Origin of the sequence: Ornithinimicrobium sediminis (assembly GCF_021272345.1) — a bacterium.
Taxonomy (GTDB): Bacteria; Actinomycetota; Actinomycetes; order Actinomycetales; family Dermatophilaceae; genus Ornithinicoccus; species Ornithinicoccus sediminis_B.
Window position 1 is genome coordinate 519717 of record NZ_JAJSDQ010000002.1, and the last position, 23132, is coordinate 542848.

At 72.0% G+C, this 23132-nt stretch carries 21 protein-coding genes; 10 read left to right on the forward strand and 11 right to left on the reverse strand.

What is annotated here, in order from left to right:
• Nucleotides 1-19: 19 nt before the first annotated feature.
• A complete protein-coding gene (locus LVO85_RS06865) occupies nucleotides 20-610 on the forward strand; it encodes a DUF2231 domain-containing protein (RefSeq protein ID WP_232746657.1) in 591 nt (196 codons plus the stop codon).
• A 37-nt stretch (nucleotides 611-647) separates the two neighbouring features.
• Here the strand turns inward: LVO85_RS06865 and LVO85_RS06870 are convergent, their stop codons facing one another.
• Together LVO85_RS06870 and LVO85_RS06875 are read right to left on the reverse strand one after the other, a co-directional pair.
• Nucleotides 648-866 (reverse strand): hypothetical protein, encoded by a 219-nt coding sequence (locus LVO85_RS06870; protein WP_232746658.1) that lies wholly within the window; start codon nucleotides 864-866, stop codon nucleotides 648-650.
• Between the two features lie 96 nt (nucleotides 867-962).
• Nucleotides 963-2111 carry a 6-phosphofructokinase gene (locus LVO85_RS06875; protein ID WP_232746659.1) on the reverse strand — a complete coding sequence of 383 codons (1149 nt, stop codon included), beginning with the start codon at nucleotides 2109-2111 and terminating at the stop codon, nucleotides 963-965.
• Between the two features lie 141 nt (nucleotides 2112-2252).
• On the opposite strand from LVO85_RS06875, the gene LVO85_RS06880 reads away from it, so the two are divergent.
• Nucleotides 2253-2987: an IclR family transcriptional regulator gene (locus tag LVO85_RS06880; RefSeq protein ID WP_232746660.1), complete on the forward strand. Its 735-nt coding sequence runs from the start codon at nucleotides 2253-2255 to the stop codon at nucleotides 2985-2987.
• Between the two features lie 79 nt (nucleotides 2988-3066).
• On the forward strand, nucleotides 3067-4122 hold the full coding sequence (locus tag LVO85_RS06885) for a S1 family peptidase (RefSeq protein ID WP_232746661.1): 1056 nt from the start codon (nucleotides 3067-3069) through the stop codon (nucleotides 4120-4122).
• Here LVO85_RS06885 and LVO85_RS06890 read toward each other — a convergent pair.
• Entirely contained in the window at nucleotides 4080-4568 is a 489-nt protein-coding gene (locus LVO85_RS06890; RefSeq protein WP_232746662.1) for an Lrp/AsnC family transcriptional regulator, read from the reverse strand. The genes LVO85_RS06885 and LVO85_RS06890 overlap by 43 nt on opposite strands.
• A 107-nt stretch (nucleotides 4569-4675) precedes the next feature.
• Between LVO85_RS06890 and hppD the strand changes: the two genes are divergently transcribed.
• A complete protein-coding gene (gene hppD / locus LVO85_RS06895; RefSeq protein WP_232746663.1) occupies nucleotides 4676-5884 on the forward strand; it encodes a 4-hydroxyphenylpyruvate dioxygenase in 1209 nt (402 codons plus the stop codon).
• 113 nt (nucleotides 5885-5997) lie between these two features.
• On the opposite strand, the gene LVO85_RS06900 is transcribed toward hppD, so the two are convergent.
• Together LVO85_RS06900 and LVO85_RS06905 are read right to left on the reverse strand one after the other, a co-directional pair.
• Complete coding sequence (locus LVO85_RS06900; RefSeq protein WP_232746664.1) at nucleotides 5998-6198, reverse strand: hypothetical protein; 201 nt, start codon at nucleotides 6196-6198, stop codon at nucleotides 5998-6000.
• Nucleotides 6199-6307: 109 nt separating this feature from the next.
• A complete protein-coding gene (locus LVO85_RS06905) occupies nucleotides 6308-7558 on the reverse strand; it encodes an aspartate aminotransferase family protein (RefSeq protein WP_232746665.1) in 1251 nt (416 codons plus the stop codon).
• 92 nt (nucleotides 7559-7650) lie between these two features.
• Between LVO85_RS06905 and LVO85_RS06910 the strand changes: the two genes are divergently transcribed.
• Nucleotides 7651-9117 (forward strand): NAD-dependent succinate-semialdehyde dehydrogenase, encoded by a 1467-nt coding sequence (locus LVO85_RS06910; protein WP_232746666.1) that lies wholly within the window; start codon nucleotides 7651-7653, stop codon nucleotides 9115-9117.
• Between the two features lie 18 nt (nucleotides 9118-9135).
• Here the strand turns inward: LVO85_RS06910 and LVO85_RS06915 are convergent, their stop codons facing one another.
• Nucleotides 9136-9834 (reverse strand): GntR family transcriptional regulator, encoded by a 699-nt coding sequence (locus LVO85_RS06915; protein ID WP_232746667.1) that lies wholly within the window; start codon nucleotides 9832-9834, stop codon nucleotides 9136-9138.
• On the reverse strand, nucleotides 9834-10577 hold the full coding sequence (locus tag LVO85_RS06920; protein WP_232746668.1) for a maleate cis-trans isomerase family protein: 744 nt from the start codon (nucleotides 10575-10577) through the stop codon (nucleotides 9834-9836). Before LVO85_RS06920 ends, LVO85_RS06915 begins: the two co-directional genes overlap by 1 nt.
• A 70-nt stretch (nucleotides 10578-10647) precedes the next feature.
• On the opposite strand from LVO85_RS06920, the gene LVO85_RS06925 reads away from it, so the two are divergent.
• The 4 genes from LVO85_RS06925 to LVO85_RS06940 all read left to right on the forward strand — a co-directional run bounded on the left by LVO85_RS06925 (nucleotide 10648) and on the right by LVO85_RS06940 (nucleotide 17552).
• Entirely contained in the window at nucleotides 10648-13521 is a 2874-nt protein-coding gene (locus LVO85_RS06925) for an FAD-binding and (Fe-S)-binding domain-containing protein (RefSeq protein ID WP_232746669.1), read from the forward strand.
• A gap of 211 nt (nucleotides 13522-13732) precedes the next feature.
• Entirely contained in the window at nucleotides 13733-15886 is a 2154-nt protein-coding gene (gene pknB / locus LVO85_RS06930; protein WP_232746670.1) for a Stk1 family PASTA domain-containing Ser/Thr kinase, read from the forward strand.
• Between the two features lie 237 nt (nucleotides 15887-16123).
• On the forward strand, nucleotides 16124-16696 hold the full coding sequence (locus tag LVO85_RS06935; protein WP_232746671.1) for a hypothetical protein: 573 nt from the start codon (nucleotides 16124-16126) through the stop codon (nucleotides 16694-16696).
• Between the two features lie 55 nt (nucleotides 16697-16751).
• On the forward strand, nucleotides 16752-17552 hold the full coding sequence (locus LVO85_RS06940; protein WP_232746672.1) for a L,D-transpeptidase family protein: 801 nt from the start codon (nucleotides 16752-16754) through the stop codon (nucleotides 17550-17552).
• Here the strand turns inward: LVO85_RS06940 and LVO85_RS06945 are convergent.
• Genes LVO85_RS06945 through LVO85_RS06960 form a run of 4 tightly spaced genes read right to left on the reverse strand, consistent with a single transcriptional unit; the run spans nucleotide 17542 to nucleotide 22085 of the window.
• Nucleotides 17542-18747, reverse strand: a complete 1206-nt coding sequence (locus LVO85_RS06945; RefSeq protein WP_232746673.1) for a M20 family metallopeptidase — start codon at nucleotides 18745-18747, stop codon at nucleotides 17542-17544. The genes LVO85_RS06940 and LVO85_RS06945 overlap by 11 nt on opposite strands.
• A gap of 7 nt (nucleotides 18748-18754) precedes the next feature.
• Entirely contained in the window at nucleotides 18755-19966 is a 1212-nt protein-coding gene (locus tag LVO85_RS06950; protein WP_232746674.1) for an aminotransferase-like domain-containing protein, read from the reverse strand.
• A 35-nt stretch (nucleotides 19967-20001) separates the two neighbouring features.
• Nucleotides 20002-21276, reverse strand: a complete 1275-nt coding sequence (locus LVO85_RS06955) for a M24 family metallopeptidase (protein ID WP_232746675.1) — start codon at nucleotides 21274-21276, stop codon at nucleotides 20002-20004.
• Nucleotides 21273-22085, reverse strand: a complete 813-nt coding sequence (locus tag LVO85_RS06960) for a maleate cis-trans isomerase family protein (protein ID WP_232746676.1) — start codon at nucleotides 22083-22085, stop codon at nucleotides 21273-21275. The genes LVO85_RS06955 and LVO85_RS06960 overlap by 4 nt, the downstream gene beginning before the upstream one ends.
• Nucleotides 22086-22148: 63 nt before the next feature.
• On the opposite strand from LVO85_RS06960, the gene LVO85_RS06965 reads away from it, so the two are divergent.
• Complete coding sequence (locus LVO85_RS06965; protein WP_232746677.1) at nucleotides 22149-23129, forward strand: D-2-hydroxyacid dehydrogenase; 981 nt, start codon at nucleotides 22149-22151, stop codon at nucleotides 23127-23129.
• The last annotated feature ends 3 nt before the right edge of the window (nucleotides 23130-23132 follow it).

Sequence of the window (23132 nt, forward strand, 5' to 3'; positions counted from 1 at the left end):
CACCCGTGAGGAGAAGCACATGAGCTCGGTCGAACGGCCCCCCGCGATCGTTCGCTGGACGCGCCAGCTCGAGGAGGCCACTGCCCTCGACGGGCCCGTCCACGCGCTGGAGCCGTCGATCCGCTCCGCCTTCGGCAGCGGGACGCGTGGTGCGGTGCTGCGCGGCGACTGGCTGGGTCACGCCCTGCACCCCGTGCTCACCGACGTCGTCATCGGCACCTGGACCTCCGCCACCGTGCTGGACATCTTCGGCGGGCGCGAGTCCTCGCCGGCGGCCCAGAGGCTCGTCGGCACCGGGCTCCTGGCGGTCGGTCCCACGGCGTGGACCGGGTGGGCGGAGTGGTCGGCGGCGGACACGCGCGACAAGCGGGTGGGCCTCGTGCACGCGGCGGCCAACGCCGTCGCGATCGGCGCGTATGCGGCGTCGTGGGTCACCCGCAGGAAGGGCAGGCATGACCTCGGTGCAGGCCTCGCACTTGCCGGGGTGACCGTCTCCGGAGTCGGCGCCTACCTGGGTGGGCACCTCGCAGCCGCGCGCAACGTGGGCTCCCACCACCCCGCCTTCGACGACGCGGGCCCCGACGTGCGTGCCGCGGAGGTCACCGGCTGAGCATGGCTCACCACGCCCGTCGCGACGGCCTCCGCTGCTACAGGATCGCCAGCTTGTGGAACGGGCTCGGGATACGCACCGTCTGCGCGCCGAAGTCGACCGTGACCGCGTCTGCCTCCACCCCGACGACGCGGCCCATGCCGTACGAGTCGTGGTTGACCCGGTCGGCGCAGCTGAACTGGGCGATTACCGGCTCGGGGTCGGGCCGGAAGGGACTCGTGGCGAGATGTCGCCGCCGTGCAGGCAAAGTTGGCATCACTGTCATTATGCACCCCACAGCGGGGAGCGGCTGACCGTGGACCCGGGCGACGCGGCGCCGCAGTGCCGGCCGCCCGGGGCGAGTTGCTGCCGGTCAGTACAGGAACATCGGCTTGCCGCGCACGTGGCGCACCTTCGGAAGGTAGTTGTCGGCGTCGTAGAGCTCGCCCACGTCGACGCGCTTGACTCCGTCACCGGTGACCGAGATCGGGACGCTGGTGTAGGTGCCGCTGCGCAGGGCGACCATGCGGCCGGTGGAGCCGTCGAGTGCCAGGTCGGCGGCCATGACGGCGTAGTTGCTGGCCACCATGAGGTCCAACGAGTCCGGGCTGCCCGAGCGCATCAGGTAGCCGACCTGCTGGTAGACGATGTCCTGCCCGGTGCGCTCCTTGATGAGCTCGCCGGTCAGCTGCCCGATGCCGCCGAGCTTGCGGTGGCCGTAGGCGTCCTCCTCACCGCTGAGCATCATGTCCCCGCCCTTGATGGTGGCGCCCTCGGAGATCGTCAGCATCGCGTAGGACGAGGGGTTGCGTGCCTTGTCACCGACCAGCAGGTCGCACACCTTGTCGATGTCGAAGGGCACCTCCGAGATGAGTGCGCGGTCCACACCGGCCAGGTATGCGGTGATGAGGGAGGTCTCCCCGCTGTAGCGACCGAAGAGCTCCACCACGGCGATGCGCTCGTGGGAGCCGGTGGACGTGCGCAGGTTGTGGATGAACTGCACACCGCGTGTGATGGCCGTCGAGAAGCCGATGCAGTAGTCGGTGCCGTGCACGTCGTTGTCCATCGTCTTGGGGATGGCGATCGTCGGCACACCCTCGTTGTGCATGCGCAGGCCGTAGGACAGGGTGTCGTCGCCGCCGATCGGGATGAGCACGTCGATGCCCGCGTGCTCGAGCACCTTGAGCACGTGCGGGGTGAAGTCGTAGGGCCCCTCACCCACGGCCTGGTCGGCCAGGAATTCGGGCACCTCGCTGCGGCGCATGCGGCCGGGGTTGGTGCGCGAGCTGTGCAGGAAGGTGCCGCCGCTGCGGTCGACGGTCCTCACCCGGTTGGGGTCCAGCGGCAGCAGGTTGGCCTTGACGGACCCGGGGTCGTCGAGGTCGGTGGTGACCAGGCCCGCCCATCCCCGACGGATGCCGACGACCTCGTGGCCCTCGTCGTGGACGCGGTTGACCACCGCTTTGATGCAGGGGTTGAGGCCCGGCACGTCGCCTCCGCCGGTCAGGATGCCGATCCGCATGCTCTTGCTGCCCTTCACTTGTGACGTGTGAGGTGGTTCACACCTGGCGCCGCCATGGTACGGGTCGGCCCGGGCTGCCGGTATGCCGGGTGCGGGCCGTGTCGTGTGGCACGCGCGGGTGGCGTTGCTAGCCTGCGTCGGGTGAGCCGGAGCGCGTCGCCGCAGCCGCCCGCACCCGGCTCGAAGCCTGGTCCGCAGGGCCAGGCCGACACGGCCGCACCGGCCGCCGAGAGGGCGCAGACACTCGACCGTGGGCTGCAGATCCTGCAGCTGCTCGGGTCGTCGGAGGGTCACGCCGGGCTGACCATCAGCCAGCTGGCCGTGCACCTCGGGGTGGGCCGGGCGGTGGTCTACCGGCTCGTCGCCACCCTGGTGGCCCGCGACTTCGCCACCCGGGCGGCCGACGGCCGGGTGCGTCTCGGGCCGGCCCTGTCCCGGCTCGCGGTCTCGATGCGCCCCGTCCTGGTGGAGGTGGCCAGGCCTGTCCTCCGGGACCTGGCCGAGCGTGCCGGGGCCACGGCGCACCTGACCATCGCCGAGGCGGGGGAGGCGCTCGCGCTGGTGGTCGTGGAGCCGAGCTGGACCGACTTCCACGTGGCCTACCGCGTCGGCAGCCGTCACCCTCTGCGTCAGGGCGCCGCCGGGCGAGCCATCCTCGCCGGACGGACCGGAGGCTCCGCGGTGGTGGAGACGGCCGGTGAGCTGCAGAGTGGAGCCCACGGTCTGGCCGCGCCGGTGCAGGGGGTGCCCGGGCTGGAGGCCTCGGTGGGAGTGGTCGCGCTGCAGGCCTTCGCCTCGCCCCAGGTGGCAGAGGCGGTGACGGACGCAGCGCAGGCTCTCGCGCTGGCCCTGACCGGTCCGCTTCCACGGCCCTGACCGGCAACGAGGCCGGGACTGTCGGTGGCGTGTGGTGCGGTGACAGCGTGGGAAAGGCTCAGGAGAGGAAGGTGGACTGATGGTGGACCGGTCGCACGAGGAGGCACGGGAGTCGATCCGTCCCCTCAAGGAGCGGGTCGAGGACCAGCTCATCGCACGTCCGGGAGTGGTGGGCGTCGACATCGACACCAAGCAGGTCGGGGGACAGGACACCGGCGAGCTCAGCATCGTCGTCTTCGTCCGGCACAAGCGACCAGCGGGCGAGCTGCCTCCGGACCAGCTGGTGCCGCCGTCGATCGACGGGGTGCGCACCGACGTGCAGGAGCTCCTCGTCCAGCTCCAGCCTGGCCTGGTGGTGCCGGTCGGCGTGCAGCTCCGGGCAGGGGTGCAGCCTCGGGGCACGATCGTCGGCGGCATCAGCATGGGGCCCGAGCGCAGCATCCGCCTCGACCCTCCGGACGTGCCGAGCCCGGGGGAGTTCCATGTCGTGGGCACGCTCGGGGCGCTCGTGCGTGACCGGGCCACGGGAGTGACCATGGCGCTCACCAACTACCACGTCGCCTGTGTGGACAGCTCGTGGTCCGTGGGTGACCGCATGGTCCATCCCTCGGTGGTCGACGACCCCGAGGCAGCCGCCCCGTTCGGGTCGCTGGCACGTGCAGTGCTCTCCGAGGGGGTCGACGGGGCCGTGGTGGAGATCGACGAGAGGGTCTCCTGGTCCGCCGAGATCGCCTCCGTCGGTGACGTGGTGGGACACCGGCCGGCCGGTGTCGGGACGGCGGTGCACAAGAGCGGGAGGACCACCGGACACACGTTCGGCCAGGTGGTCTCCGTCGACTTCACCGTGAGCCTGGACTACGGAGGAGACCTGGGTGAGCGCACGCTGCGCCACCAGGTCAGGGTGGTGACCGACCGGGCACGCAACGCACGGTTCTCCGACGGAGGTGACTCGGGGTCGGTGGTCGTGGACCTCGAGGGCAACGTGGTCGGGCTGCTGTTCGCGGGAGCCACGGACGGGTCGATGACCTTCGCCAACCCCGTGGAGACCGTGCTCGACGAGCTCGGGGTCGACGTGCTGCGGACCGTTGCCGCTCAGGCGTCGGCAGCGGCCGAGACGAGGGGCTGGGTGCGGTAGGCGATCTTCGTGGCCAACGCGATCACCGTCGAGGACCGCTCCACCAGGTCGTGCACCACGACGAGGTCGATGACGCGTTGCAGGTCTGCGTTGTCCCGTGCCACGACCCGGAGCATCAGGTCGCCGGCGCCGGTGATGGTGTGCGCCTCGAGCACCTCGGGGATGTCCGACAGGTGCCGGACGACCGGCTCCGGTCCCGTGCCCTGCCGGATCTCGAGGGTGCAGAAGGCGGTGACCGGGTAGCCCATGGCCGCGGGGTCCAGCTGAGGGGCGAGTGTCGTGATGACTCCTCGTGCGGTCATCCGGTCCAGCCTGCTCTGGACCGTGCCCCGGGCCACGCCTAGGGCACGTGAAGCCCCGAGCACACCGATCTGGGGCTCGTCGTGCAGGAGCTGCAACAGGCGCGCGTCGAGGGTGTCGAGCTGGTGCGAGGCGGGAAGTGGCATGGACACAGTGTGCACCGTCGCCGCGCAGGCACGACGCATTCTGTGCAGTCTGACCATTCCTCGTGGGATGTCTTGCGTAGCACGGTGCCTGCGCCCACCCTGACACCATGACCGACACCACCTTCACCCTGACCGAGCAGGAGCGCACCGCCGACCTCGAGCTCGACCAGCTCAAGCAGCTCGTCGGCCTGGTGCCCTACGACGAGTCCACCGACGTCTTCCCGGTGACCGGCTGGGACGCCATCGTCTTCGTCGTCGGCAACGCCACCCAGACCGCGCACTTCTACCAGTCCGCATTCGGCATGGAGCTCATCGGCTACTCCGGGCCCGAGACGGGCAACCGCGACCACAAGTCCTTCGTGCTGCGGTCCGGCTCGATCCGTTTCGTCGTCAAGGGGGGTGTGGACCCGGACAGCCCTCTGCACGAGCACGTTCGACGGCACGGCGACGGAGTCCTCGACATCTCCCTCGAGGTGCCGGATGTGGACCGATGCATCCAGCATGCCCGCAGTGTGGGCGCCACCGTGCTGGCGGAGCCGGAGGACCTCACCGACGAGCACGGCACGGTGCGGGTCGCGACCATTGCCACCTACGGCGACACGCGGCACACCCTCGTGCAGCGTGGCGACTACTCCGGCCCCTACCTGCCGGGCTACGTGGAGCGGTCCTCGACCTACGTCAAGCGGGAGGGCGCCCCCAAGCGTCTCTTCCAGGCGCTCGACCACATCGTGGGCAACGTCGAGCTGGGCCGGATGGACGAGTGGGTCACCTTCTACAACAAGGTGATGGGCTTCGTGAACATGGCGGAGTTCATCGGCGACGACATCGCCACCGACTACTCGGCCCTGATGTCCAAGGTCGTGGCCAACGGCAACCATCGCGTGAAGTTCCCGCTGAACGAGCCGGCCGTGGGCAAGAAGCGCTCGCAGATCGACGAGTACCTCGACTTCTACCGTGGCCCGGGAGCCCAGCACCTCGCCCTGGCCACCAACGACATCCTGCGGACCGTGGACGAGCTGCGCAAGGAGGGCATCGAGTTCCTCGAGACCCCTGACTCCTACTACGAGGACCCGTCACTGCGGGCCCGCATCGGTGAGGTCCGCGTGCCGATCGAGGAGCTGCAGAAGCGCGGCATCCTGGTCGACCGGGACGAGGACGGCTACCTCCTGCAGATCTTCACCCGGCCCCTGCAGGACCGGCCGACGGTGTTCTTCGAGCTGATCGAGCGCCACGGGTCGCTCGGCTTCGGCAAGGGCAACTTCAAGGCGCTGTTCGAGGCCATCGAGCGCGAGCAGGAGCGGCGCGGCAACCTCTGAGCCGCCGGGCTTCCTACGGCCACCGAGGCCAGGACCCCTCCCCGCGCACGGGGAGGGGTCCTGGGGTCGCGACGGGCAGCGAGGCCACGGCTGCGTTGCCCGTCGCCCTGCCGTCAGACGGCGTGGTTGTGGGTCCGGCCGCCGGACCACAGGCCGCTCGGCGCCTCCGTGGTGGAGGTGCCGCAGCTCTCGACCGCGGGGTCGGGCTGTGCAGGCGCCTCCTGGCCCTGGGCTCCGGCCCCCGCGCCGACGGCCAGAGCGGCGCTGCACAGGAGTGCCACGCCCCACCAGCGCTTCTTCGGTGTGTGTTCCATGGTCTTCCCTCTTCCGGTGCGAAGTGCGTCGCCACGGTCGGGTGACGCACTTCCAGCGTCACGCCGACCGCACGGCCGAGGGAATACGACGTTCGTCGGAGGCGGTGCCTCACCGCACGCTGTCAACCACCCGCTCCCAGGTCTGCAGCGCCTCGTCGACCTGTGCCTCGGTGACCACCAGCGCCGGGATGAACCGGACGACCTGACCCCATGCGCCACAGGTGAGCAGCAGCAGACCGTGCTCGTGGGCCGCCTGCTGTGCCGCCTTCGCGCCCACCGGGTCCGGCTTGCCTGCGGCGTCACGGAACTCGCAGCCCTGCATCAGGCCCAGGCCCCGCACGTCGGTGATCCCGTCGTGGCGGGCCGCGACCTTCTCCAGGCCGGCGCGCAGCTGCGCCCCGCGGGTCGCGGCGTTGCCGACGAGGTCCTCCTGCTGGATGACGTCGAGGGTGGCGAGGGCGGCCGCACAGGCGACGGCGTTGGCACCGTAGGTGCCCCCCTGCGACCCCGGCCAGGCCTTCCCCATGAGGTCGGCAGACGCCGCGATCGCCGACAGGGGGAAGCCGGAGGCGAGCCCCTTGGCCGTGACCAGGATGTCCGGCCGGCCGGCGAAGTGGTCGTGGCCCCAGAACCGGCCGGTGCGCCCGTAGCCCGCCTGCACCTCGTCCACGACCAGCAGGATGCCGTGACGGTCGGCGCGCTCCCGCAGTCCGGCGAAGAACTCCGTGCTGGCGGGCACGTAGCCTCCTTCTCCCAGGACGGGCTCCACGATGAAGGCGGCCGTGTCGGCCGGTGCGCTGAGCGTCTGCAGCGTGTAGTCGAGCTGGTCCAGCGCGAACTCGGTCGCCTGCTCCTGGGACCATCCGTAGTGGGCGGGGTCGGGGAACGGGGAGACCGTGACGCCGGCCATGAGCGGCGAGAAGCCCGAGCGGAACTTCGTGCCCGAGGTGGTCAGTGACGCGGCCGCGACCGTGCGGCCGTGGAAGCCGCCGTGGAAGACGACGATGTTCGGCCGTCCCGTCGCCTGGCGGGCCAGGCGCAGCGCAGCCTCGACGGCCTCAGAGCCGGAGTTGGCGAAGAAGAGCCGGTCGAGCCCCTGGGGGAGCACCTCGCCCAGACGGTCCACCAGGTCCAGCAGCGGGCGGTGCATGACCGTCGTGTACTGCGCGTGGATCATCCGGCCGACCTGCTCCTGTGCGGCCTTGACGACATGCGGGTGGCAGTGGCCGGTGCTGGTCACGCCGATGCCGGCGGTGAAGTCCAGATACCGACGGTCCTGCTCGTCGAAGAGGAGCGCGCCCTCGCCCCTCGCGGCGACGACGGGGGTGGCCTGAGCCAGGACGGATGAGAGCTGGGCCATGGGGTTCCTCCTCGGACATCGGCAGTGTTGTCCGATTGTCGACAATGTTGCGATGAGCGTAGCGTAGGCGCGACACCGATCAAGGAGGACGGATGACCACCACTGCCGCCCAGGAGCTGCTCGCACGGACACGCACCCGGATGTACGTCGGCGGTGAGTGGGTGGACGCGACCGGTGGGGCGACCTTCGACGTCGTCAACCCTGCCACCGGCGAGGTGCTCTGCGCGGTGGCTGACGCGAGCCCGGAGGACGGCCGCCGAGCCCTGGAGGCAGCGTCGGCCGCCCAGGCCTCGTTCGCTGCGACCACCCCCCTGGAGCGGCACGGCATGCTGCTGCGGGCCTTCGAGCTGCTGATGGAGCGTCAGGACGAGCTCGCGCTGCTGATGACCCTCGAGATGGGCAAGCCGGTGGCCGAGGCCAGGGGCGAGATCGCCTATGCCGCGGAGTTCTTCCGTCACTTCGCCGGCGAGGCGCTGCGGATCGACGGTGGCTACCAGTCCTCCCCTCAGGGTGGGGCACGCTTCCTGGTCACCAAGCAGCCCGTGGGCCCCTGTCTGCTCATCACGCCCTGGAACTTCCCCATGGCGATGGGCACCCGCAAGATCGGCCCGGCCCTTGCTGCGGGGTGCACCAGCGTGATCAAGCCCGCGCACCAGACACCGCTGTCGATGCTGGCGCTGGCGGACGTCCTGAGCGAGGCCGGGGTGCCCGCGGGTGTGGTCAACGTGGTGCCGGCGATGCGTTCCGGCGAGGTGATGGAGCCGCTGATCCGCTCCGGGCTGGCCCGCAAGCTGTCCTTCACGGGCTCCACCAAGGTGGGCAAGGTCCTGCTCGAGCAGTCCGCCGAGAAGGTCCTGCGCACGTCCATGGAGCTGGGTGGCAACGCACCCTTCGTCGTCTTCGAGGACGCCGACCTCGACGAGGCGGTGGCCGGATGTCTGCAGGCCAAGATGCGCAACATGGGTGAGGCCTGCACCGCCGCCAACCGCATCTACGTCCACGAGTCGGTCATCGGCGAGTTCGGCGAACGGCTGGCGGCCCGGATGTCGGATCTGACGGTGGGTGACGGCACGAAGGACGGCAGCCAGGTCGGCCCGCTCATCGACGACGCGGCCCAGGACAAGGTCGAGATGCTGGTGCGCGATGCCGTGGACCGCGGTGCGGACGTCCTCACCGGGGGTCGACGCCCCGACGGGCCAGGGTTCTTCTACCCGCCGACCGTGTTGACCGGTGTGTCGGGTGAGGCCCGGATGGCCGCCGAGGAGATCTTCGGGCCGGTCGCCGCGCTGACCCCGTTCTCCACGGAGGACGAGGCGGTCACGGCAGCCAACGACACCCCCTACGGTCTGGTCGCCTACGTCTTCACGAACGACCTGAGGAGGGCTCTGCGCGTCGCCGAGCGCATCGAGGCCGGCATGGTCGGCCTCAACCAGGGCGTGGTGTCCAACCCCTACGCACCGTTCGGCGGCATCAAGGAGTCGGGTCTGGGGCGAGAGGGCGGGTCGGTCGGGATCGAGGAGTTCCTCGAGACGAAGTACATCGGGATCGCGATGGGCTGACCCGCGGAGCCGCGGGGGTCAGCCTGCGGGGGCCTCGCGCGGCTGCTGGGTCAGGTCCGCGACCGCGTCGGCCATGTGCTGCGCCAGCAGCGACTGCGCGAGGGGGCCGTCGGCCGCACGGATCGCGTCGGCGATGCGCTGGTGCTCCTCCACCCGCAGCAGCGCGTCCTGCGGGCTCTGGCCCAGGGCCTGTATGCAGACGCGCGCCTCGGTCGCCTGCGTCGCGTGCACGCGGGCGAGGCGCTCGCTGCCGGCGCGGTCGACGAGCACCTCGTGGAACCGGATGTCGGCCTCGGCGACCCCGCGGTAGTCGGACCGGTCCGCTGCCAGCGTCATCTCGTCGAGCACGGGCTGCAGCGCGTCGGCGGTGCCCTGGGGGTCCCGTTCCACGACGACGGCGATGGCGCAGCGCTCGATCGCCTCACGGGCGAGGTACATGTCCCGCACGTTCTCCGGGGTGAGCTCGACCACGAACAGGCCGCGGTGACGGATCGAGACCAGCAGCCCCTCCTGGGTCAGCCGCTGCAGCCCTTCCCGGAGAGGCCCCCGGCTGACCCCCAGCTGCCGGGCCAGCTCGGCCTCGTAGAGCTGTGCTCCGGGTGGGAAGTCCCCGCGGGCGATCGCCGTGCGCACCCGCGCCGCGATCATCATCGGGGTCGACTGCTGCACCACCGGCTGCAGGGTGAGCGACGAGGGGTCGGTCACGGCAGGGGGCATCACCGGGACGCCTCATGGTCGAACAGCCGCCCCAGGCCAGGTGCGTGCGGGACGTGGTCCAGCAGTCGCAGGCCGTCCCAGACGGTGACCTGGTTGGCGGTGAGCACGGGCATGCCTGCTGCCTCCTCCAGGGCAGGGACGAGCCCCAGCGTGTGCATCGCGGTGTCGGGCACGAGCAGGGCCTGCGCACCCCGCCGAGGAGCCTCCCGGACCAGACGGGCGACCTGGTCGGCGTCCAGGGTGCCCACCTCGGCAGCCGTGACGATCTCATGGCTGGTCATGTCGGTCACCGTGGCCCCCGCACGGTGGAGCAGGTCGACGAAGTGGACCGCGACGTCGCGGGGGTAGGACGCCGCCACGGCGACCCGGGACAGTCCCAGGTGCCGCACGGCCCGGGCGAAGGCCAGGGAGGTGGAGGTGGCCGGGCGGCCGGTGTGCTCCCGCAGCTGCTTGACCTGTCGGCGGGCGCCGTCGTAGCCGAAGACGAAGCTGCCCGAGGTGCAGGCCCAGACGACCACGTCCGGGGAGTGGTCCCGCACGAGCCGGTCAGCCCCCTCGGCCAGCCGCTCCGCCGACCCGAGGTCCAGCAGTGCGTCGACCCGGTGCGCGTCCTCGCCCACGGAGGTGTGGGTGAGCGGGAAGCGATGCGGCTCCCCGGGTGCCGCCGCGTCGAGGATCCGCTCCGCGTGGACGTAGTCGTCCTCGGCGGAGTGCCCCGGGTAGAGCAGGCCGACGGTGGCCATGTGTCCCTCCAGATCTCGATTGTCGACAATAGTATGGCCCGGGAGCGTCCCGGTTCGGTGAGAGGACCCCATGAACCACGACATCGTGTCGACCGTGCAGCGCCTACGGGCAGAGGTCCGGGGGCCGGTCGCCGACGACCCCACGGCCAAAGGACTGTATGCCGTCGACGCCAGCAACTACCGGGTCGTCCCCGACGCTGTGGTCACCCCGCTGGACGTGGACGACCTCGTGGTGGCGCTGGCCGTGGCCCGGGAGGCCGGTGCGCCCACCGTGCTGCGGGCCGGGGGCACGACCATGGCCGGCAACGCGATCGGGGGCGTGGTCCTCGACGTCTCCCGGCATCTCACCGGCATCCTCGACCTCGACCCGGTGGCCCGCACCGCCACGGTCGAGCCAGGTGTCGTCCTGAGCCATCTCAACACTGCAGCGCGCGCGCACGGCCTGACCTTCGCGGCCGACCCTTCGTCGGCGACGCGGGCCACGCTCGGGGGCATGATCGCCAACAACGCGTGCGGGGCGCACTCGGTGGCCTGGGGTACGACGGCGGACAACGTGCTCGGCCTCGAGGTGGTCACCGGTGACGGCCAGCGCCTGTCACTGCAGTCTCCCGACGGCCGTGCGCGCGGCCGCCAGGAGATCGCGGCGCTGAGCGGCCCCGAAGGTGAGACGACCCGGCGTCTCCTGGCGCTGGGGGAGGAGCACCGGAGGCTGGTCGAGCGGCGGTTCGGCACCTTCTCCCGGCAGATCTCCGGCTACGCCCTGCAGCACCTCCTGCCGGAGCGTGGCGTAGACGTCGCGCGGTTGCTGGGTGGCAGCGAGGGCACGCTCGCCACCACCCTCCAGGCGACCCTGCGGCTGGTGGAGCTCCCGACGGCGAGCGTGCTGCTGGCCCTGGGCTTCCCCGACGCCGGCGCGGCGGCCGACAGCGTGCCGGTCGTGCTGCCCCACCGGCCCCTGACGATGGAGTCCATCAACGCCACCCTGGTCGACCGGCTGCCGGCCGACGTGCGCGCAGCCGCGACGTCCGCAGGGCTGCCCGCCGGTTTCATGTGGCTGCTCGTCGAGGTCGGCGACGACGACCTCGACGCGGCGGGCGCCCGGGCCGCGAGCATCGCCGAGGAGGTGCGCGACCGCATACCCGGCTCCACCTCCTCCGCCGTGACCGACCCGGCGGCACAGTCCGTGCTCTGGAGGTGCCGCCGTGACGGGACCGGGCTGGCCACGCGGCGCGCCGACGGCGCCGAGGCCTGGTGCGGCTGGGAGGACGCCGCCGTGCCGCCGCAGCGGCTGGGTGCCTACCTGCGCGGCCTGGACGAGCTGCTGGGTCGCTACGGCTACTCCGGTGCCTCCTACGGGCACTTCGGCGAGGGCTGCATGCACATGCGGATCGACTTCGACTTCCTCACCGACGCAGGCAGACGTGACTACCGTTCCTTCCTGGAGCAGGCGACCGACCTCGTGGTCGGTCTGGGTGGCTCCGTCTCGGGGGAGCACGGGGACGGCCGGGCGCGCGGGGAGATGGTGGCGCGGATGTACGGCACGGACACCATGGCCGTCTTCGAGCAGGTCAAGAGCATCTTCGACCCGGCCGGTGTGCTCAACCCGCACGTCATCACCGACCCTCGACCGGTCGACGAGGACCTCCGGGTGGCCGGTCGGGCCCAGCACCGGCACGTCGCCACGATCTTCTCCTACCCCGAGGACCACGGGGACTTCGCGCAGGCCCAGCGTCGGTGTGTCGGTGTCGGCAAGTGCCGTCAGACCTCGGGCGGTGTGATGTGCCCGAGCTACCAGGTCACCCGGGAGGAGGAGCACTCCACGAGGGGACGCGCCCATCTCCTGTTCGAGATGCTGGAGGGCGACGTCATCACCGACGGCTGGCGCTCCACCGAGGTGCGCGACGCACTGGACCTCTGTCTGTCCTGCAAGGGGTGCCTGGGGGACTGCCCGGTCAACGTCGACATGGCGACCTACAAGGCCGAGTTCACCCACCACCACTACAAGGGCCGACCGTGGCGGCGACCACGGTCCCACTGGTCCATGGGCTGGCTCCCGGTGTGGGCACGTGCGGCAAGCCTGGCGCCCAGCCTGGTCAACGCGGTCACCGGCTCGCCGGCAGCACCGGCGCTGCGGACCGTCGGCGGCATCGCCGACCGGGAGATCCCCCGCTTTGCCCGACGCAGTCTCACGCGATGGTTCGCCGACCGAGCACGGGAGGGGACCGGGCACCGAGGCCCGGTGCTGCTGTGGCCCGACACCTTCAGCACCTACCTCGCTCCTGAGGTCGGGCAGGCGGCGGTGCGGGTCCTGGAGGCTGCAGGGTTCGAGGTCCACCTCCCTCGCGGGCCCGTCTGCTGCGGGCTGACCTGGGTCTCGACGGGACAGCTGGGGGTGGCCCAGGCGGTCCTGCGCCGGTCTCTCGACACGATCGGGCCGGCGCTGCGGGCCGGAGCCCCGGTGGTGGGCCTCGAGCCCAGCTGCACGGCGATGCTCCGGCACGACGCCGCAGACCTGCTCGGTGGTGCAGACCTCGCCGTCCGGGCCAGGAGCCAGGTGGTCACCCTCGCCGAGCTGCTACGGGACCGGGCCGGCGACTGGCGACCCCCGCAGGTCGGTGGACAGGCCCTGGTCCAGGTGCACTGTCACCAGCACTCGGTCATGGGCTTCTCCGCGGACCGCGACCTGATGGCCGCCGCCGGCATCGAGGTCACCGTCCCCGACTCCGGGTGCTGCGGGCTGGCGGGCAACTTCGGCTTCGAGGCCGGGCACGAGGACGTGTCGCGCGCGGTGGGTGAGCGAGTGCTGCTCCCGGCCGTACGGGCTGCCGGGCAGGGCGTCGCCGTCGTCGCCGACGGGTTCAGCTGCCGCACCCAGATCGCGCAGGAGACGCCCCGGAGGGCTCGCCATCTGGCGGAGCTCCTGGCGGACGGGCTGTCCGGCTGAAGGTCGCCGAACACGCGCCACCCGTCGGTCACGGCCGTCGCCGAGCCGGCCCTGGCCTCCGTCAGCGCTGGTCGCCGGGCGGCCGGCGTGCGACCCTGGAGTCATGCCCAGGACCACCCATGCGCCCCGACGGACTCGGCGTCCGCGGCGTGTCGCCGGCCCGCGGCCTGTCACGCCCTCCGCTCCTGTGAGGGTCTGACCGGGGGCTGACATGACGGGTCAGGAGCTGAAGGTGCTCGGTGGCCGCTACGAGATCGGGGAGCTGATCGGACGTGGCGGGATGTCCGACGTCCACGCCGGCCGTGACCTCAAGCTGGGCCGTGACGTCGCCGTCAAGATCCTGCGCAGCGAGCTGGCCCGAGACCCCTCCTTCCTCACCCGCTTCCGCAGGGAGGCGCGCGCCGCTGCGCAGCTCGACCACCCCTCCATCGTCACCGTCTACGACTGGGGCGAGCACGAGGTCATCGAGTCGGGAGGCGCACCGCTACCCGTGGCCTACATCGTCATGGAGCACATCCAGGGACACACCCTGCGAGAGCTGCTCAACGGCGTGGAGGGGGTCGACCCCGACGAGGCTGCGCGCATCGTGGCCGCGGTGCTCTCTGCCCTGGAGCTCTCCCACGCACACGGCATCGTCCACCGTGACATCAAGCCCGCCAACGTCATGCTCACCGCAGACGGGGGTGTCATGGTCATGGACTTCGGCATCGCGCGGGCTCTCGCCGACAGCGGCACCACGACCCTGCAGAACGACGTGCTGGGCACCGCGCGCTACATCTCGCCGGAGCAGGCGCAGGGCCAGGACGTGGACGCCCGCTCCGACCTGTACTCGACGGCCTGTCTGCTCTACGAGCTGCTGGCGGGCCGGGCCCCCTTCGTCGGTGACCCGATGTCCCTGGTCCACCAGCACATCCACGAGGAGGCGGCACGGCCCTCGTCGGTGCGCCCGGACGTGTCCGAGGCCCTGGACACCGTGTGCCTGCATGCCCTGCGGAAGGACCCGGCCGAGCGCTACGCCTCCGCCCGGGAGTTCCGGGAGGACCTCCTGGCGGCGCTCGAGGGCGTGCCGGCCTCCTCGCTGCCCCATGCGCCGGCGTCCCAGGGCGCGCGGAGGGCGGCTGCTGGGCTGGCAGCCCTGGGGCTGCCCATGTCGGAGGTCACGGCCGGCGGGCCGCGCGGTGGGGACGAGGCACCGGCACCGTCGCGCGGGGTCGGCCGGCGTCGCACCTGGACCGCACCGGCGGCCGTGGCGCTGCTCGCTCTGGTCGGCGTCGGATGGGTCGTCTTCCAGGTGTTCGGTCCCGGCACGGCGACCACCCAGGCAGCCGGTGTCACAGTGCCGTCCCTGACCGAACTGACGAGGGACGAGGCGGAGGCCGACCTCGCCGCGCTCGGACTGGTGGCGCAGGTCGAGCTCGTCGCCAGCACCAGGGCTGTCGGCACCGTCATCGGCCAGGACCCGCAAGCCCTGGTCTCGGTGCCGGAGGGCTCCTCGGTGCTCGTCCGTGTCTCGTCCGGCCCGGATGCGGTGACCGTGCCCGATGTCCGGGGGTCGAGCGAGTCGGCCGCGCGCACCATCCTGGAGCAACGTGGGCTCCGCGTCGCCGAGGAGGTGAGCGAGACCATCGACGTCGACCTCGCGGACGGGGCTGTGTCGGACACCGACCCGGCGGCTGGTGAGGAGGTCAGCCCGGGGACGTCGGTGACGCTCGTGCTGGCCAGCGGGCAGTCCGAGGTGCCCGACGTCGTGGGCCTGCGCTCGGTCGAGGCAGTGGGCCTGCTGCTCGACAACCGGCTGCGGGGCCAGATCGAGCGCGTGCCCACCTCCGAGGCTGCGCCCGGCACGGTGGTCGAGCATCGACCGGAGGCGGGTGCCGTGGTGGACTACGGCACCGACGTGGTGCTGGTCGTGGCGTCGACACCGCCACCGCCACCGCCGCCACCACCCCCACCCCCGGAGCCGCCGGCTCCCGCCTCGCCGGCCCCCGCCCCTACGCCCCCTCCCGCGCCGGAACCGACGACGAGACCGTCGCCGACGACCGAGCCGGAGCCGACGACCGACCCGGAGCCGACCACGGAGCCGGAGCCGACCACGGAGCCGGAGCCGACCACGGAGCCGGAGCCGACGACCGACCCGGAGCCGACCACGGAGCCGGAGCCGACCACGGAGCCGGAGCCGACGACCGACCCGGAGCCGACCACGGAGCCGGAGCCGACGACCCCGCCACCGACGAGCGAGCCCCCTCCGACGACCGACCCTCCCGCGCCGACGACACAGACGTCCGAGCCCACCCAGGAGCTGCCGCCGTCGCCGCGGCCTCCGCCCCCACCGGACCCGTCGCCCTCGACACAGGGGCGGCCGTGAGGCCAGATCCGGATGAGGGACCAGAGCCGACCGAGCTCGGCTGAGAGCCGACGGAAGGACGACGCTGCGTGGGCGAAGACCGGAGGAGCACGTCGCAAAGACCCTCTGACCTGGGTTCTCCGTTACCAGATCGTCATCCACAGGGTGCTGCGCACGGCGTCGCCATCGTGGGATGCTCCGTCCACACGTGACCTTCCGTGCTCGGGGCGCGAGGTCACACGGATCCAGGAGTGATGCATGCAACGATCGAAGCAGGCGACCGGAGTGTTCTCGGCTGCTGCGCTGGTGGCCTTCGGGTTCCTGGGCGCGAGCGCCGCGACAGCCGACCAGCACGAGGAGGACTCGCGCAGGGTCACCTTCTGCCACGCCACCCCACCCGCCACCGCGGCCCAGGGCTGGAACGCGATCACCACCGACGGCAACGCGATCATCCGGCAGGGCCACGACGGTCACGGTGCCGACATCATCCCCGCGTTCACCTATGACGACGGGGAGTACCCCGGTCTCAACCTCGACACCGTGTTCGGCTCCGGCGTCACCGGGGCCGAGATCCTGGCCGCCGGGTGCGTCCTGGTCGAGCCCGAGGAGCCGGAGGAGCCCGAGGAGCCGGAGGAGCCGGAGGAGCCCGAGGAGCCCGAGGAGCCGGAGGAGCCCGAGAAGCCGGAGCAGCCCGAGGAGCCCGAGAAGCCGGAGCAGCCCGAGAAGCCCGTGACCCCCGTCGAGCCCACGAAGCCGGTCACGCCCGCGGAGCCCGTCGAGCCGGCGAAGCCGGCGACCCCGGTCACCGGTGAGGTCGACTACACCGGGTGAGGCACGCGACCCTGCGGCGGCCCGGAGGGACACCCGGGCCGCCGCCGCTACCTGGGTGCCACAGCCCGCCGCCGTCGGGGGAGTCGTGCACCCCCGGCTGACGAGGCACGTGGGCTGGGGGGCCGCCGCGCTGCTGCTGTTGCTCGGATGCTCGGCCCCGACGACCGACCCCTCGGCGACCACCGCGAGCGAGCGCGCGACCACGGCCGCGTCCGCCTCGGCGGTGGACGTGGGCGCCCCCGGGGACAGCGCCCGGGTCGTGCCGTCCTCGTCGCTGGCCGCGGAGTCCGTGGGCAGCACGGTGGCTGTCCGCGCGACCGTGGACGGCCCGGTCACCCATACCTTCGACAACCCCACGCCGACGGGGGTCCCGCTGACCTTCGCGGTGCTCGACAGCCGTGAGGGCTGGCTCGAGGTGCAGCTGCCGGTGCGGCCCAACGGGACCACCGGCTGGGTCGAGGCGCAGCAGGTCACGGTCCGCGAGGTCCGTCACTTCCTGCGGGTCTCCACCTCGGCCAACACGCTGGAGCTCTACCGCCACGGAGAGCTGGTGCAGCAGCTCCCGGTCGCGACCGGCACGGGCGACACGCCCACGCCCTTGGGCACGTTCTACCTCACCGAGCTGGTGGCGCCGACGAACGAGGGCTACGGACCGTTCGCCTACGGGATCTCGGCCTACTCGGATGTGCTCAACGAGTTCCTCGGTGGACCCGGCCAGATCGGGCTGCACGGCACCGACGACGCGGGCAGCATCGGTCGAGCCGCCAGCCACGGCTGCATCCGCATGGACAACGACGACATCACGACCCTCTCCGCTCTGCTGCCCCTCGGGACCCCGATCGAGATCACGGAGTGAGCAGGCGCAGGGCAGCCAGGGCGTAGGCGCGGGCGGCCACGACGAGCTCGTCCACCCCCACCGACTCGTCGGGTCGGTGCGCCTGGTCGCTCACCGAGCCGGGGCCCAGCACGACGACGGGCAGACCCCACTCGGCGTCCACGAAACCGCCGTCACAGGCCGCCGTCCACCCACCGAGCGGCAGGCCCGGTCCTCCGGCGTCGGCGAGCGCCCGGTCGGTCGCCACGACCACCGGGTGGTCAGCCTGTGTCTCGAAGCCGGGCATGTCCATGGGCGACTCGAGGGTCCAGCTCAGCCCGCGCTCGTCCAGGCGCAGCGAGGCCAGGCGAGCCTGGACCGCCTCGACGACAGAGGCGATGGACTCACCCGGCAGGAGCCGGCGGTCCACCTCCACCCGGCACTCGGCCGGCACCACGGACCCACCGGTGCCACCCGTGATGACGCCGACGTTGAAGGTGGGGGGCCCGACCAGGGGATGGGGGCTGCGGGCCAGCTCGGCGTGCCAGCGCTCGACCTCCGCCACGACGGCGGCCGCGCCGTGGATGGCGTTGCGCCCGTCGCCGGGCCGTCCGGCATGCGCGGCGACCCCGTGGACGGTCACGACCAGGTAGCACGCACCCCGCGCCGCCACGATGGTCTGCAGGTCGGTGGGCTCGGCCACGAGGCACCCCAGCAGGTCGTGGCGCGGCCGCCGGGCGATCCACTCCCGCACCCCGATGCCCTCCTGCTCCTCGTCGGCGAGGGCGGCGAGGAGCACGGGGCCGGACGGCCTGACGTCTGCTGCACGGAGGGCACGCATCGCGACCAGCGCCGCAGCGAGCCCGCCCTTCATATCGCTGCTCCCACGCCCGTGGAGGCGGCCGTCGCGGACCTCACCACCGAAGGGGTCGAGGCTCCAGCCGTCGCCGACCGGCACGACATCGGTGTGCCCGAGGACCAGCAGGCCCGGACCGCCTCCGCCGGGCAGGACGACCTCCACGTTCGGCCGCCCCGGTCGGACGTCCCACGCGTGTGCCTCCAGTCCGGCGCCCACCGCAAGGTCGACGAGGACGTCGGCCGTGGCGGCCTCATCACCGGGCGGGTTCTGTCCAGGTGCCTGCACCAGCCGCCGGGTCATCGCGACCAGGTCGTCGGCGTCGACGAGCGCCAGCACCCGACGCTCCAGGTCGGACAGGGTGTCCTGTCTCACCTCCATGCCCGGGTCAGCCGGCCAGGCGGTCGACCGCCGCCCGCAGCCGGGCCACACCCTCGGCAATGCGCGGGGGCGGTGTCGAGGCGAAGCACAGGCGCAAGGCGTCGGGGAACCGGCGGCTGGGGGAGAACGCGTTGCCCGGGATGTAGGCGACGCCCTCGGCCAGGGCCACCTCGAAGAGCGCCTCGGTGTCCACCGCCGGGTCGAACGTCACCCAGAGGAAGAAGCCGCCCTCGGGGTCGGTCCACCGTGCCAGGTCGCCGAAGTGCTCCGTCAGCGCCTGCTGCATCGCCACCTTGCGCTCGTGGTACGCGGCCCGGGTGCGCGTGAGGTGCTCGGCGAGGTAGCCCTCTCGCAGGAAGCCCTCGAGCATCCGCTGGGCAGGCAGGTTGGTGCACGTGTCCATGGCCTGCTTGGCGTTGATGAGCAGCCGCTGCAGCGACGGGTCGGTGTCGACCCAGCCCACCCGCAGCCCAGGGGCCACGATCTTGCTGAAGGTGCGCACCGAGAAGACCAGCGGGTCGCCGTCGGCGAGCTGGTGCAGCGACGGCACGGGTTCGCCGGCGAAGCGCAGCATCCCGTAGGGGTCGTCGTCGATGACCAGGGACCCCCACTCCCGCGCCACCTCGAGCAGCTGGTGACGGCGAGCCAGGCTCAGGGAGGTGCCGGAGGGGTTCTGGAAGGTCGGGACGGTGTAGATCGCCTTCGGCGTCCGTCCTGCGTGGTCGACCAGGGCGACGAGCGCGTCGACGTCCATGCCTTCCTGGTCGACCGGCACCTCGAGCAGCTGCGCCTGGTAGGAGAGGGCGGTCGCGCTGCCGTTGGTGTACGTAGGCGACTCCACCGTCACCAGGTCACCGGGGTCGACGAAGAGCTTGCACGCAAGGTCCAGCCCCTGCATGCCACCGGAGGTGATGGTGACCCGGTCCAGGGTGGTGGCGTCGGTCGTGCCCTCCAGCGCGGCCACGAGCGCCTCGCGCAGGGGCATGTCACCCTCGGTGGCGGCGTAGTCGAAGGAGTCGGGCCGGTGCACCCCCAGGGCCGTCGCCGAGACCTCGGCCAGGGCTCGCGTCGGGATGGCCTCGGCGGCCGGTGACCCCATCGCGAAGCGCACGATGTCGTGCGACTGCCTGGCGAGCAGGGAGGTGCTCGAGTCGATCACCGAGCCGACCAGGTCGTCGGCGCGGGCCGCGAGCGGGAGGCTGGTGGTGGGGGTGGTCATGATGGCTCCTTCGTGTTGCGGACGGGGACAAGCGGTCAGGTCTTGACGGTCAGGTGCGGGGGGAGATGGGTGAGCAGCTCGGCATGGTCCTCCTGCACGAGCACGGACTGGGACACCTCGTAGCCCCAGCCGTCCATCCACATCCCGAGGATCACGTGGAAGGCCATGCCGGCCTCCAGCACGCTCTCCTCCTCGGCGCGCAGGCTGATCGTGTGCTCACCCCAGTCGGGGGGGTAGCCGATGCCGATGGAGTAGCCGATCCGCGACTCCTTGACCAGGCCGTGCCGGCCGATGGCCTCGCGGAAGGCCCGGTGGACGTCCCGTCCGCTGGCCCCGGCGCGGATGGTCGCGAGCGCGGCCTCCATACCCTCGGCGGTGGCGTCCGCGCAGTGCGCCAGCCGGTCCGGTGGGGTGCCCAGCGAGACGGTGCGGGCCAGGGGGGCGTGGTAGCGCCGGTAGACCCCGGCCAGCTCCACGGTCGTCGCCTCGTGGGCGCGCAGCCGCAGGTCCGACCACGTCAGGTGCGGGGTGCCGGCGGTGATGCCGGTGGGGAGCATCGGCACGATCGCCGGGTAGTCCCCGCCCAGCGTGCGCGCTCCGAGCGTCTGGGCGTACTGGATCTCGGCGACCACGTCGCACTGCCGGCGGCCCACGGCGATGTTCTCGATGGCCACCTGCATGACCCGCTCGGCGATCTCGCCGGCGACCCGCAGCATGTCCTGCTCCGCCGCGGACTTCACCACCCGCACCCAGTTGACGAGCTCATGGCTGTCGACCATCGTCGCGCTCGGCAGCGCCTGCCAGAGTGCGAGGAAGCCACGCGCCGAGAAGTAGTGGGCGTCCAGCTCGGCCGCGACGACCATCTCGGAGCTGTTGGAGACGAGCCCGAGCTCGACGGCCGTGGCCGCGATCCAGTCGTAGGGGTGCACGTCAGGGCGGTGCACGTAGGTCTCCGGGTAGCCGTGGACGTGGTCCGGGGGGAGGTATGCCGTGTGGGTCGCACCCTGGGCGTCCATGGCCCTGGCGAACAGGTGCGGCGTCCCGGTCGCCGGCACCACCAGGCACTGCGGCATGTAGAAGGACCAGGCGTTGTACCCCGTGAGGTAGTAGAGGTTGGCGGGGTCGGCGACGACGAGCGCCCCGAACCCCCGCTCGGCCATCACCGACTGGACCCGGACCAGGCGTTGCTCGTACTCCACCACCGGGAACGGTCTGGACCAGAGCTGGTCGTGCTCGACCATGCCCACGTCGCCGTCCCCCACCACGGTCAGCCGGTCCTCGCTGAGGTCCCCCTCGGTGAACGTGCTCATGCCATCACCCCGGGTGGGCGCAGGACGCGCGGCGGCCGTGGGGCGGAGGCCAGTGCCTGGGTCGGCGTGCTGAGCTCGAGCCCGACCGCGGCCAGGGCGGCCCACAGGGTGACCTGGTTGGAGGACAGCACCGGCAGCCCCAGCTCGGCCTCGAGCGAGCCGAGGATGTCGAAGGTGGGCACGTTGGTGCACGACACGAAGACGGCCTCGGCCCCGGGCACGACGCAGCCGCGGACCATATGGGAGACCTGCTCGTAGTTCAGGGCCCAGATGCGCTCGGTGAGCCCGAGGAACGAGCACGAGACGACCTCGATGCCGGCGGCGGCGAGGAACGCGCGCAGCCGTCCGGTCACGAGGTCGTCGTACGGCGTGGCCACCGCCAGCCGGCGCACCTGCAGCGCTGTCAGCGCGTCGACGAGGGCCCCGCTGGTCGTGACCGCCCGGGGGACACCGGCGGACTCGATCGCCTGCCGAAGGGCGACCTCACCGGTGCTTCCTCGCACGAACGACCCGGACGTGCAGGCGTAGGCGACGACGTCCGGAGCTGTCTCGGTGATGGTCCGGGTGCAGGTGTGGAGCACCGTGGCCGCACTGACGACCTCGGCCTGGCTGACGGAGACCGGCAGCTGCTGGTGCGGGGTGCGCGTGAGCAGCAGGTTGACGGAGTCGGGCACCCAGCGCCAGAGCTCGCGGTCGAGGGCGAAGTCGTAGGGGGCGATCACACCGACCCCGACGCTGCCGATCGGGGTGACCGGCTTGGCGGAGGTGTCGGGGGCCGGCAGCCAGGCCCCGGTCACATCTGCGTTCATTGGCGCATCCTGCCGTGCCCGCGGATTGTTGACAATAAGACACACCCTACCTACGTTGGCGCGGTGAGCCGCAGACCCGTTGTCGTCGTGCTCGGCGAGCACGCCCAGGACCGGCCAGAGCACCTGGAACCCATCGCAGACCGGGTCGAGCTGCGGTTCACCGACGAGCACGGGCTGCCCGACGCGGTGCAGGGAGCAGAGGTCCTCTTCCTCTGGCACTTCTTCTCGACGGCCGTGCAGGACGTCTGGGCGCAGTGCACCGGGCTGCGCTGGATCCACGTCGCGGCGGCCGGTGTCGACAAGCTGGTCTTCCCCGCGCTCGCCGCCTCGGACGTGGTGGTCACCAACGCGCGTGGGGTCTTCGACCGGCCGATCGCCGAATACGTCCTCGGTGCGGTCCTCGCGCACGCCAAGCAGACCCACCTGAGCCACGACCTGCAGCGACGACACGTCTGGCGGCATCGGGAGACCCGCTCGGCCAAGGGTGCCCACGCCATGGTGGTCGGCACCGGCGGCATCGGGCGCGAGACCGCCCGGCTGCTGCGCGCCGTGGGCATGCGCGTCACGGGTGCCGGCCGCACGGCGCGCACCGACGACCCCGACTTCGGCACCGTCGTGCCCAGCCACGCGCTGGTCGAGCACCTGGGCGACGTGGACTACCTCGTCAACGCCGCCCCCCTCACCCCGGCGACGCGCGGCCTGGTCGACGCGGCGGTGCTCACCGCCCTACCGGCCCACGCGCACCTGGTCAACGTCGGCAGGGGTGAGTCGGTCGTCACCGACGACCTCGTCGCGGCGCTGCGGGCGGGCAGCCTGGACGGCGTGAGCCTGGACGTCGTCGACCCCGAGCCGCTGCCGGAGGACTCCCCGCTGTGGGACCTGCCGGGTGTGGTCATCACCCCGCACATGAGCGGTGACGTCGTGGGGTGGCGTGACACGCTGGCCCGCCAGTTCGTCGCCAACGCCGAGCGCTGGCTCGACGGCCGGCCGCTGCGCAACGTGGTGGACACCCGCCTGGGCTACGTGCCCGGCGGCGGGCGATGAGCG